Origin of the sequence: Veillonella atypica (genome assembly GCF_041431435.1) — a bacterium.
GTDB classification, from domain to species: Bacteria; Bacillota; Negativicutes; order Veillonellales; family Veillonellaceae; genus Veillonella; species Veillonella atypica.
Window position 1 is genome coordinate 36,709 of the sequence record NZ_JAPVXV010000002.1, and the last position, 12,947, is coordinate 49,655.

The 12,947-nt window shown below is 39.9% G+C and carries 11 protein-coding genes; 2 read left to right on the forward strand and 9 right to left on the reverse strand.

Going from position 1 to position 12,947, the window contains the following annotated elements:
* Positions 1-176: 176 nt before the first annotated feature.
* From O3598_RS02855 to O3598_RS02895, 9 genes are all read right to left on the reverse strand, one after another.
* Positions 177-950 carry an ABC transporter ATP-binding protein gene (locus tag O3598_RS02855; RefSeq protein ID WP_060807604.1) on the reverse strand — a complete coding sequence of 258 codons (774 nt, stop codon included), beginning with the start codon at positions 948-950 and terminating at the stop codon, positions 177-179.
* An 11-nt stretch (positions 951-961) separates the two neighbouring features.
* The gene (locus O3598_RS02860; RefSeq protein ID WP_323726179.1) at positions 962-1,714 is read right to left on the reverse strand and encodes an ABC transporter permease; all 753 of its coding nucleotides are present in this window, start codon (positions 1,712-1,714) and stop codon (positions 962-964) included.
* A gap of 10 nt (positions 1,715-1,724) precedes the next feature.
* Positions 1,725-2,678: an ABC transporter substrate-binding protein gene (locus O3598_RS02865; protein ID WP_323725290.1), complete on the reverse strand. Its 954-nt coding sequence runs from the start codon at positions 2,676-2,678 to the stop codon at positions 1,725-1,727.
* A gap of 304 nt (positions 2,679-2,982) precedes the next feature.
* Positions 2,983-4,620, reverse strand: a complete 1,638-nt coding sequence (locus O3598_RS02870) for an ArnT family glycosyltransferase (RefSeq protein ID WP_009660632.1) — start codon at positions 4,618-4,620, stop codon at positions 2,983-2,985.
* Between the two features lie 10 nt (positions 4,621-4,630).
* On the reverse strand, positions 4,631-5,224 hold the full coding sequence (locus O3598_RS02875; RefSeq protein ID WP_371451699.1) for a DedA family protein: 594 nt from the start codon (positions 5,222-5,224) through the stop codon (positions 4,631-4,633).
* 185 nt (positions 5,225-5,409) lie between these two features.
* Positions 5,410-6,156, reverse strand: coding sequence for a BUD32 family EKC/KEOPS complex subunit (locus tag O3598_RS02880; RefSeq protein ID WP_287509074.1), 747 nt, complete (start codon positions 6,154-6,156; stop codon positions 5,410-5,412).
* 167 nt (positions 6,157-6,323) lie between these two features.
* Positions 6,324-7,199 carry a CoB--CoM heterodisulfide reductase iron-sulfur subunit B family protein gene (locus O3598_RS02885; RefSeq protein ID WP_005378080.1) on the reverse strand — a complete coding sequence of 292 codons (876 nt, stop codon included), beginning with the start codon at positions 7,197-7,199 and terminating at the stop codon, positions 6,324-6,326.
* Entirely contained in the window at positions 7,199-8,161 is a 963-nt protein-coding gene (locus O3598_RS02890; protein ID WP_005381216.1) for a succinate dehydrogenase/fumarate reductase iron-sulfur subunit, read from the reverse strand. Before O3598_RS02890 ends, O3598_RS02885 begins: the two co-directional genes overlap by 1 nt.
* A gap of 1 nt (position 8,162) precedes the next feature.
* The gene (locus O3598_RS02895; protein WP_005381164.1) at positions 8,163-9,881 is read right to left on the reverse strand and encodes an FAD-binding protein; all 1,719 of its coding nucleotides are present in this window, start codon (positions 9,879-9,881) and stop codon (positions 8,163-8,165) included.
* A gap of 888 nt (positions 9,882-10,769) precedes the next feature.
* Here O3598_RS02895 and O3598_RS02900 point away from each other — a divergent pair.
* Both O3598_RS02900 and O3598_RS02905 read left to right on the forward strand, forming a co-directional pair.
* Positions 10,770-11,444, forward strand: coding sequence for a response regulator transcription factor (locus O3598_RS02900; protein ID WP_005378137.1), 675 nt, complete (start codon positions 10,770-10,772; stop codon positions 11,442-11,444).
* Positions 11,422-12,825 (forward strand): sensor histidine kinase, encoded by a 1,404-nt coding sequence (locus tag O3598_RS02905; RefSeq protein ID WP_060807609.1) that lies wholly within the window; start codon positions 11,422-11,424, stop codon positions 12,823-12,825. The genes O3598_RS02900 and O3598_RS02905 overlap by 23 nt, the downstream gene beginning before the upstream one ends.
* Positions 12,826-12,947: the final 122 nt, after the last annotated feature.

Here is a 12,947-nt window from a genome sequence, read left to right on the forward strand (position 1 = left end):
TCCAATTTAAATTTTATAGGTAATAAATAATATATATCTACTATACATGATAATGACACAAATTGCATAAGAAATAAAAAAACCACCTAGGTATGTCGTAGTCCCTAGGTGGTTTCTTTTGTGCACTCAGTGGAGCACTTACAATCTTTAGCTTCTTATAGTATACACCATAACAACTAAATATAGAACTCGATTTTGTCTTCTTTTGCTAATTGGAATTGTTCAAAGATATGGTTACGAATATTAACAAAGGATGCCGATGTGCGGTCAGTTCTATCGATGATATTTACAGGGATGATAGTTTGTACACGTCCCGGGTTTGCCGCTAGTACCACAACGCGGTCTGCTAGGACTACGGCTTCTTCAATATCGTGGGTAACAAATACAACAGTTTTGCCTTCTTCGCGGCAGATGCGAGAGATTTCGTCTTGTAAGTTGATACGTGTTAATGCATCGAGGGCACCTAACGGCTCGTCCATGAAGATAATATCAGGATCAACAGCTAATGCACGAGCGATGGATACACGTTGTTGCATGCCCCCAGATAGTTCTGCAGGGTAGCGATTACGGGCATGGTCAAGGCCTACCATTTTAACGTATTTGTCGATGATAGCAGGACGCTCTTCTTTAGGCACCTTTTTACTTTCGAGACCAAGCTCAATATTGCTTTCCACCGTACGCCACGGCAACAAGCCATAGTTTTGAAATACCGTTACATATCTGAGTTGAGGCGCTTTCACCTCTTCACCGTCGATAGTAATGGAACCAGATGTAACGAGCTCAAAGCCCGCTATAGCGTTTAATAGCGTACTTTTACCGGACCCAGAAGGGCCTAAGAGACAAATAAACTCGCCCTTTTCAATGTCTAAGTTGATATCTTCAAGAATGGTGAGTGGTTCCCCATCTTTCATAAATTCCTTGTGTGCATTGCGCACCGAAATGTAACCCATGAGGCCACCTCCTATTTCTCAATACCCCAACGTTTGTAAATCCATTTTTCGATGAGGGACACGCCCCAATCGAGTAAAAGCCCAACGAAACCGATGATCAAAATGGCTACCATCAAGAGATCGTTACGCAAGTTATTTCTCATATCGATAATGAGGAAGCCAAGGCCTGTTTGGGAGCCTACCATTTCACCGGTTACAAGGAAGATCCACGCCGTACCAAGCGCGATGTGAAGACCCGATGCAATACCAGGGAATACGGCAGGCAACACGATTTTAAATAACAGTTCTGGCTGTTTAATACCAAAGTTGCGCGCTACCTTGATGTACACAGGGTCGATATTTTGAATAGCAGACACGGTAGACAATAGCACAGGGAAGAATGCTGCGATAAAGATGATAACGATAGCTGGTGCTTGACCGATACCGAAAAAGAGAACGATAAACGGCAACCACGCCACAGGAGAAATTGGTCGAATGACTTGAACGATTGGATTGATGTAGTTCCAAATCCCCTTATACCACCCCAAGATAAGGCCGAAGAATACGCCGGCTACAACAGAAATAAGATAGCCGATAAAGAAGCGTACTAAACTGTCTGCAATATCTTTAAAGAGAACACCATCTCCGATGAGTTCTCCAAAGCCGACCAACACCTTATACGGCGTTGGCAATAGCGCTTCATTAAAACCCCCGAGGCGAACGATTAACTCCCAAATTAGCCAAGCTGCGATAAATGAACCTGGCACATATGTATATTTCTTCATGATCCCCCTCCTATGGTAACAACGATGTATCTACAAACTCTGAATAACTCGGCACTTTTTTGATTAAATCAATATGTGTCATGTGATGCACAAGAGCATTATAACGGTCCTCTGTAAGGGCTAAATCTTTAAACCCAATCACTTTGAGGGAACGTTCAATAATTGGGTCATTAAACTTCATGTACTTTGAGGAAATCTCCTCTTGTGCCTTTGGATGTTCGTCTAAATATGTACCTGCATCGAGATAGGCTTTTGTGAAAGCTTTTGCCAAGTCATGATGTTCATCGACGAATTGACCATTAAACACAAGAGCACAGCAAATATTATCATGCCAGAGATGGTCCGGATCTTCAAAGACCTTCCCAGTTCCCATTTCAAGGGCTAGAGAGCCAAATGGTTCGGCTACACTATACCCAGCAATTTGTCCTACCGATAGAGCAGAAGGCATTTCTGGAGGACTCATTTCTACGATTTGCACATCTTTTTCAGAAAGACCCGCTTGTTCAAGCATGAGGTCTACGAGAATTTTTTGAGTAGATTGTTTATGAGGGATAGCAAAGGATTTACCTTTTAAGTCTTGAACGGAGTTAATATCCTTATTTACGATGATAATATTACCCTCTGTATGACCAAGTGCAGCAGCACGAACATCTATGCCTTGTTCACGAGCCTTTACACCTAGCTCAACGAGTACCGATGCAGCATCTACCTTGCCTGTATTTAATGCATCCATCAACTCTGGCCAAGATCCATATTTAACAAGCTCTACATGAACAGGACCATCTGCTGTTTCTAATTCTTTTGTAGCGAATACCGGCAATGCATGGGTAATTGGTAAATAGGCTACGCGTACAGTCTTTAATTCTTGAGCCGTCTTTGGTTTATGGTGTTCATGATAACCATAGGCTATGCAGCCAATAACCAAGAGAACTACTCCAATGATTAGATACCATGTCTTCTTCATAACTTCCCCTCTTTCTACCTCACAACAAGGGGGCGATTTTGACACATGCCACTTCCGCACTTTTCTAAAACCTAGATGAAATAAGGTTTCAAAACACCTCGTCCTAAAAAATTATATAACCTACTATACCAATATGTTTTTAATATGTCAACAATGCATATAACTATAATAGGCTTTATTTCTAAAAAAATATAAATAGTAATTAGGACATAATATATACATTAAATATTCGATTATATACGCAAAAAAGCATCAACCGCATTGAGCGGTTGATGCTACTTTCACAAACACGATTAACAATATATTATTCTTCAATATAAGCTTGTCGTTTATTCAAAATATAAATCTCAGAGCTACCAGCCTCGCTGTACTCACCAACATATGGTGCAATACTAGACTGTTTAAAATGGTTAATTTCGCCTTTTGGAACGATGACCATGATTTGCTTACCTTCAGCCAAACGCTTGATAAACTCGTCCTCCGTCACTTGTTCCATAAGGTATTTCTTATCCCATTCAGCACTACGATGTTTTAATTTATCCTTATCATCCCAACGACTACTGTCACCCTTAATCCGAACCACCTCATGTCCAGTATAATATACGAGAGATGTGCTGTATCCATTGTAATAATATACATCACCATTATATTTATCTACAACAGGGATAAGATTGATAGAACTACGTTGTTTAACAAGAGGTACCAAACCCTCGAGTACTACAATCGATGAAATGAGCATGGTTCCGATCACGACAATGCTCAACAAACGATACCGTTGGCGAGTCCACCAGAACCATAACAGCCCTAATATGGATACGCCTGCCAAAACATAGAGCAATCCATAATAGCCCCAAGGAGCAAAGAAAGACGCCCCTACATAAGCGATCCATAACAATAGTGTGGGACCGACTACAATCCATGGGACATAACGAGGCCGACCCGGACGCAGAGCTTTCATAGCCCCTAATGTACCAAGAATACTGAAAGGTACAAGACTAATAAATGTATATAGAGGATACTTAGTGGCCATCAAGGAATAGAATAGAACAGTACCCACGCCCCAACACATGCAATACACGTACCACTTATGGTGCTGTTTAAAGCCCGTTATCATACCATAAATAACAGCGCCCGTCCATGGTAAAGAAGCGCCGAGGAAAATAGCGATATAGTACCACCACACATTATCTTCCGGGTGTTCAGACTGAGTCGCACGTGTTACATTGTTAAGGCCTAAGAATCCATCCAAAAAGGCTTGTCCATGGGCGCTATACATATAAACATACCACGGCATAGCGACGACAAGAAAGGCCAAAATCCCCTTCCAGTCAAAGAGGCGTAATAACATTTGTTTTGAACGGCAAAGCGCAACATAAACGAGTAAAATAAGGCCAGGTAAAACAAGTGCTACGGGCCCCTTTGTCAAAACGCCTAATCCGGAAAATACGTAAGCTACGACCATGGCCGTACTAGAATTTTCATTCAAGCCTTTGTACGCATACATCATAACCATCAAGGTCGTATATAACAGTACCATGTCGGTTATAACACCATGAGCAACAGCCCAGAACATAAGAGATGTACCAAGGATAGAGGAACCTACTAGGCCAACGAGCCAACGTCGACTAAAGGTCCGTAAAGTTTGAAACATGGCAGCCACTGACAAAGCCCCAAATATAGCACTTGGCAAACGAACTACCCAATCAGCGATACCAAAGATTTTAAAAGCTAATGCAATCAGCCAATAAATCATAATCGGCTTGTCATACCAATATGTCCCATAAATCTGTGGCGATAACCAATTGCCAGACAACACCATTTCCTTAGCAGTTAACGCATAATTCGATTCTACTGGATCGGTTACAGGTAGTATATTATTAGCTACCATAAAGAATACCAGCCAAACAACAAACAACACAGGCGTCAAACGAGACAATTTCATTGTGACCTCCTTATGATTTACGGCGATTCTTATAGTATTTAAATCCGAGCACTGCAGCCACAATAGCAAAGATGACAATCACAACTAGCAAAAATTCATGATTATACTGAATAAGATCTTTCCAGTTTTCCCCAAGTACTTTTCCTAAATATACGAGTAAAATCGTCCAAGGAATAGTACCGAGTACAGTCCAAACGATAAAGTGCCACAATGGATAGCGTGCCATGCCAGCCGGGAAGGAGATAAATGTACGAACACCAGGTAAAAGACGGCCAAAGAATATAGCTACTCCACCATATTTATTAAACATCTTTTCAGCGAGTTCAAATTTATGCTCATTAAAGAATACATATTTACCGTATTTCAATAACAACGGACGGCCGCCATATTCCCCCATCCAATATGACAAAATGGATCCAACGATACCAGCCAATGTACCTACGACCATTGTCGTATGCAAACCAAATATACCTTGAGAAATTAAATACCCTGCAAATCCAAGCACAATTTCACTAGGAATCGGTATATTCGCATTCTCTAGAACCATCGCAATAAACATGGCTGCATAGCCATACGTTTCCATAAACGAAATAATATATTCCACTTGTTATACCTCGTCATAACTCCCCTACAGCGGATTTATGATTTTTTAATGCTAACTAATGCTGGTAAAATATCACCATGTATACAATCTATTTTACCATAATAAAATGACCCTCACCATACGGGAGGGCCATTCGGGGCATCCTTAGCATTCTGTTTTTGCAAGAATCAACTAGTCATACACAGTTATTCAGTTTTTAGTGCTTGTATAAAATCAAATGATTTTACGGCTGCTTCTGTGTCTACAAAATGGAACGGTTCCAACAGGCGACAGAATTTAAATAGATAGTCACGCTTGTGTAACACTTCTTTCACATGAAGAACAGTATCCCGTGCACAACGGGCAGAGCTATAACCATTCATAGCTGCATATAGGTAGGTATTTGGTAAGTCTCCTTCGCGGATGAAGCTATGAATAAAAATCAGTAAATCCCATCCAGCAGGCGTGAATTCTGGCCAACGGCGTGCATTTTCCCAATCGAGGAGCATGACACTATCCGCATCTGGATTGTATACGATATCTCGTAATGCAGGACGACCATGAGCGATACCGTAATCGTGGAGCATGCCGAGAGCTTTACCAAAAGCATAAAAAATATGAACAGCCATATCTTCTAGGGAACTATCTTCTGGATGCTCCTGCGGTAAATGGCCATAGTAGGTCAAGTTCTTACCATAATTCGGTGTCACGAAATAATTTTCTCGAAAGCCTACAATTTCCGGAGCTAATGGTAATTGTGTACGCACAAAGTTCATCATATAGAACTCATGATCAAAGGATGCACGAGGGGATGGTTTGATCCATGATGACCGGTTATTACCTACAGCACGTTTTACAAAATACTCATTACCTTGAAAGGTGACTGGGAATACGCGCCCCAAATCTTCGTTATTCAATTTATGGTCTATATATTCTAATAAGGCTTCGTTCATGAGACCTCCTAATGTCATCAATACTTACCTATTTATTATATAATAAACACCATATATGTATCAAATAAAGACCCCCTAGCCAAGGCCAGGGGGTCTTTACGGTAATTATGATAATAGGTTTAATTTAGGTTTTATAAGCCAACTGAGGCACTCTAAATTAAAACGAATTAACCTACAAATTTTGTCACTGCTGCAGTATCAGTTAAGTGACGTTTAGGCATGCCCATTTCTTCAGGAGTGATGCCAAGAGCAAGACCCACTAATTGGGACATGTGCAAGATTGGCATATCTTTGCCACCGCCAACAACTTCTTTTGCTTCTTTTTGGAACATATCAAGTTGCATTTGGCAAAGTGGGCAAGGAGTTACTACGCAATCTGCGCCTTCTGTAGCTGCATCTTTGTTGATGGAGCCAGTCATTTGCATTACGGAATCATGTGCAGGGTATACAGCATGGAAACCGCAGCAATCAAGTTTACGGGAGAAGTCGATTGGTGTAGCACCGATAGCAGAGATCAAATCTGCTAAAGATGTAGGCATTTGATAGTCTTCGAAGCCCATTTCAGTTTGAGGACGAAGAATATGGCAACCATAGTATTCAGCTACACGTAAACCTGTTAAAGGTTTAACAACTTTTTCTTTCAATTTATCCAAACCGTAATCGCGAATCAATACCCATAAGAAATGAGTGATATCAGTTGTACCGCGGTATTGTTTACCGATTTGAGCTAATTTTTTGTTCACTTCTTCTTTTTCTTTTTCGTTATTGTCTAATTCGTTTTTAGCTTCACGAAGCATCAAAGTACAAGTGTTACATACAGTTAAAAGGTTCAAACCTTTTTCTTCTGCCAATGCAATGTTACGTGCGTTTGTAGCTAATGTAATTTCTGGAGCGATATCTTGAACGTGGGATGCGCCGCAGCAAGTCCAACCGTCAAGTTCTTCTAGTTCGATGCCGAGTTTTTTAGCTACTGCAACAGTTGCCATGTAATCTTCTTTGGCAGCGCTTTCAAGAACGCAACCTGGGAAAAATGCGTATTTCATTATTTGCTTACCTCCTCAGCTGCTTTCATAAGTCTGCGAACACCATCAATACCATTAACTGGTTTTTGAGGTACTACAAGTTCGAAAGGATTAATTTTGCTGTGTTTCCACAAACGTAATGCATAGAATGCTTGTTTAGCGGAATCTACAACACCGTCAGATTTCAAGCTCATAGAAACTTCTTTCAAGCGACCAGTTTTGTAAAGGTCTTCTTTGAAAGCAACTGCATGGCGAACGCCTTTGTTGTTTGTAAGGCCAGCTTTTGTAGCTTCTTTACGCATGTTGGAAATATCTTGAGCAGGTTTTAAGTGTTTAGGACAACGGGAGATACAGTTCATGCAGTGAACGCATTTCCAAAGACCATTGTCATAAGCAGGTTGAATGTGAGCCATAGGTGCATCATCACGGCTATCCAATACGAAACGGTTAGCTTTAGTGAATACATATGGTTCCAAGAAATCGTCTTGACGTGCAGTCAATTTGTTACATTCAGATGCGCAACAACCGCAAAGGATACATTCTGTACCAGCAACGAATTTTTTGAAATCAGCTGGAGTTTGACGAACGATTTTGTCGCCTTCGTTGAATTCTGCTTTAAGGAAAATCCAAGGAGCAACTGTTTTCAAACGATCAACTTTAGATTCCCAATCAACAACTAAGTCGCGGATTACACGGAAGTTACCGATAGGAGCGATAGTTAATTCATCTGTACCATAACGTTCTGTCAATTCATCAATTTTAGATTCACAACCAAGCATTGCTTCGCCATTTACGCGAATGGAGCAAGCGCCACAAACTGCGGAACGGCAAGCTGCCAAGAATGTTAATGTTGGATCTTGAGTATCTTTAATTTTTTGAAGGCCCCAAAGAATTGTACGGTCAGGTTCGTAATCGAATTTGAAAGTTTGTACAAACGCGCGACCTTGTTGGTAACGGTGGATATGATAGGTGATTTGTCTCATCTTAGTACTTCCTTTCTTGTGGTTCGTATTTAGTGAACACTACGTCGCGTTCTGTTAATTCGTATTGACCGTCAGCGCCTAACTTAATCAAGGAATGTTTTAAGTATTTTTCATCATTACGTTTTGGATGGTCTTCACGAATATGAGCGCCACGGGATTCACGACGGTGTAAAGCGCCCATTGCAATAGCTTTTGCTACTGTTAACATAGAACCGATTTCACAATAGTTTACGAATGCCATGTTGTAAGTACGTTCAGGGTCACCTACATAACAAGTTTTATAATCTTCGATCAATTGATCGATTTCTTTTAATGCTTCAGTAATACCATCTTCATTACGGAAGATACCTACTTTATTCCACATTGCATCAGCCAATGCATCGCGGATTTCTACAACTGGGCGACCGCCTTCACGAGTTGTTACTTCAGTGAATTTAGCTTCCCAAGCTTTTGCAGCTGCAGCTAATTCTGCATCTACGTTAGGTTGTTCATGTGTTTCAGCATAGTCAGCTGCACCAGCACCGGATACTTTACCGAATACTACGCCGTCTGCCAAGGAGTTACCACCTAAACGGTTAGCACCATGGATGGAAATACAAGAAGCTTCGCCAGAAGCGAACAAACCAGGCAATTCACATGCACAAGTTTTGTAGTCCACTACGTCGATACCGCCCATTGTATAGTGACATGTAGGACGAATAGGTACTGGTTGAGTCAATGGATCGCAGTGTTCGAAGCACATTGCCAAGTCACGGATACCATGAAGTTTTTCGATGATAACTTCAGGTCCTAAGTGACGAAGGTCAGCTACTACATATGCGTTAAGACCAGAACCGAAACCACGACCTGCAGCGATTTCATCTTCGATTGCTTTCGCTACAACGTCACGGGATGCCAATTCCATTTTATTTGGCGCATATTTTTTCATGAAACGTTCGCCTTCAGAGTTAAGAAGGTAACCACCTTCACCACGAACCGCTTCAGACATCAAGATACCAGTACGACCAAGACCAGTTGGATGGAATTGAATCATTTCCATATCTTTCAAGCCGTTACCAGCACGGAAAGCTGCTGCCATGCCATCGCCTGTGGAAAGGAATGGGTTTGTAGTACGAGTCCAGAAAATACGACCTGCACCACCAGTGGACAAGATGATAGCTTTCGCTTTAATTTGTTCTACGCGACCTTCTTTCATGTTCCAAACTACAGCGCCACCAACATGACCGTCTGCAGATTTAACAAGATCTAAAAGGTACCATTCTTGTAAGAAGTGTACGCCTTCTTTCAAGCATTGTTCGTAAGTTGTGTGCAAAATAACGTGACCAGTTTTATCCGCAGAGTAGCAAGTACGTGGATAGGATTGACCACCGAAGTTACGTTGCGCAATTTTATTTTCTTGAGTACGAGAGAAAGGAGCACCCATGTGGTCCATTTCAAGTACGCCTTCTGGACAACGAGAGCAGAAGAATTCGATCGCATCTTGGTCACCAAGATAGTCAGAACCTTTTACTGTATCGAAAGTATGTGTTTCAACTGTATCTTCAGCTGCTACGTTGTTCAAACATGCATTGACACCGCCTTGCGCCATTGCTGTTGCTGAACGGGTTGGGAAAATTTTAGTAATAAGTGCTACATTTAAGCCTTTGCGACGACCAACTTCAAGAGCCGCACGCATACCAGCGCCACCGCTACCTACTACTAGAACATCAAACTGTTCCATAATGACCTCCTCATAACTACCTATAAAAAGAAAATTTCTTAGACTATCTAGATTCAAAAACCTTATAAAAATTTTTGATAACCTAATCATTTTTCCTTAAAGAAAAGCCTCACACTTGTGCGATTTTTCTTATAGCTTTACTTATAATTATAGAGAGCATTGCCCCGTATGTCTAAACCTTATTATGCATAATTAATTTCGATGATTTTAATTGATACTCTATATCATTTCACATTTTTGTAGATGAATCTTGAACATTCTGATTATATTAAATGGAAATTCTATTTATTTTTATGTATATCATTTATATTGATTCGGTTCCGAATTTTTTACTTTATAGATAACCATATGAGACCAATAAATACTATGTTTTACCGACTATACCACCCCAATAAGGTCATTTATTGTTATCAAAATTTTTAAATTCCTACTAAAAATACACGGAATTTAAACGGCTTATATATATTAAAACCTCTCGATTTTAGTATACTTTTCACTTTTGATAATTATTATCATAAGTTTTTATTGTGATTTTCTTTACATCTTTCAAAATCAGTAAAATCGCTCTTATCTATGCATAAATAGCAATCTTCGATATACTTCATTTTATGAAATCTAATTACGCTAGGCAAAACTTATATAGTGGTGCTTACATGCTATATATATATGAATATATAGGGTTTTACCATTTATTACATTCATTTTTCACTCATTCCGTTTGTATAAGGTATGATAATAGATAAATTAGTTATATAATATAACTTAAATATGTTAATATTAATTTAATTACTAATGTGTTGCAGCTTTCACAAAATGGGATCTGATTAGTAATTAAGTTGTATTAAGAGAGAGTTATATAATTTAATCATACATAAGGAGAACAAACATATGAAGATTTTACTTGTAGAAGACGAAGAAATGCTGAATGGTATTACGGCCAAATATTTGCGTGCTGAAAATATGACTGTCGATACATGTTTCAACGGTCAACAAGCTATCGATTATGTAAATACATCTAGTTATGATGTCATCGTTATGGATATCATGATGCCTGTATTGGATGGCATTAGCGCATTGGCTCAAATGCGTAACGAAGGTAATACAACACCTGTTTTATTATTAACGGCGAAGGATTCCTTACAAGATAAGGTTACAGGTCTCAATACAGGTGCCGATGATTACCTTGTAAAACCTTTTGATCTTGAAGAATTAACAGCTCGTATCTATGCGTTAGCACGTCGTAACGCACGTCATGCACAAAATGATATCAAAGTTGGTCCTTTGACAATCAACGTTCCGCAACGTACGGTAAAGCGCGATGGCGAAGCGATTACATTGACAGCTAAAGAATTTGATTTATTGTATTATTTAGCAAGCAACGAAAATATCGTTTTGTCCCGTCAACAAATTCTAGATCATGTTTGGGAATACGATTATGAAAGCTACTCTAATCTAATTGATGTATATATTAAGGATTTACGTAAAAAGATTGACACGGATGAAAATGTGAAATTGATTCAAACCGTTCGTGGAGTAGGATATGTCCTCAAAACAGAAAACTAAGGAACAAGGTCACGACCTTAATTCTATGTCCGGTGCATTTAAGCACCTGTGGAATCGCATACCACTAACCTTTAAAATCATGTTGTGGTATACGTTGTTTCTGATTACCCTTCTAATTTCCATGTCCATTTTCTACTATAACTATATGGGCACGGCACGCAGCACGGAAATCAGAGATCGATTACAACAACAAACGCTCATCATGTCTACGGACATTCGCAAGTTTAAGCCTTATGAAGATGGCACATTCTATCTCGTTTACACACAAGATGGATTAATTACGAAAGGCTATTTACCGGATGGATTCCCAAATCAATCGAATTTATCGCTTGGACAGGTTGGTGAAATCGAAGCCAATGGTATGACATTTTACTATTACGATGTTCCTATCAATGCACCGAATTACCGAGGTTTCTTACGGGCTATTACGAGCCAAAAGATTACGGATAAAAACGGAGATATCCTATACGCCTTATTGCTTGTCAATTTGGTGGCGTTGCTCATCTCTTCTATCGGTGGTTATCTATTCATAAAACAAGGTCTAAAACCGTTGCGTAAACTGACTCACACAGCAAAGGTTATCGGTAAAAACAACGACTTGAGTCGTCGTATTGAATTGCCGGAAATCGCGAAGGATGAGGTCTATGAGTTGACGACCACATTCAACCGCATGTTATCCGGCCTCGAAGATTCATCCAATCGGGAAAAGCAATTCAGTTCTGACGTATCTCATGAATTGCGTACACCGATTGCCGTTATCCAAGCTGAAAGTGAGTATGCCATCAAATATGCGCGAACACCAGAGGAAATGCAAGAAGGCTTGACCCATATTTTAGAGCAAGCCAAATTCATGTCATCCCTGGTAGCGCAATTATTGGATGTAGCACGGTTAGAAAATAACTATGAAATGAATGTAGCCCCTGTGGATGTAAGTACCATGTTAAGAAACATGATACATGATTACACTCGACTTTGTGCGGAAAAGCATATCACCATCAATGCTGATATTGATAGTGATTTAATCATTACGGGCCACGAAGTATCCTTGCGTCGTGCCGTAACGAATCTTATCGACAATGCGATTAAATTCACAAAGTCGACCATCAATATCACGGCCAAGCGCAATAATCTATATTTGATTATTGAGGTTACCGATAACGGGATTGGCATCGAGGCAGATAATCTATCACAAATCTTCAACCGTATGTATCAAACAGAGCAATCACGAAATAAAAAGTCTAATCACGGTATAGGCTTAGGCCTCTATTTCGTAGACAAGGTTGTTCATTTACATCACGGTACAATCACGGCAAAGAGTGAGCTAGGTGTATTTACTACCTTCTCCATTACCCTTCCTCTATCGGAAGCATTAATAGAATAATGTAATACGTTGTACATAAAAACACCCCTCTATATGACAAGTCTCAACTACGAGAAGCACTCGTCATATAGAAGGGTGTTTTATTTTCGTATATGTAAATACTGTAATTTACATGTAAACTA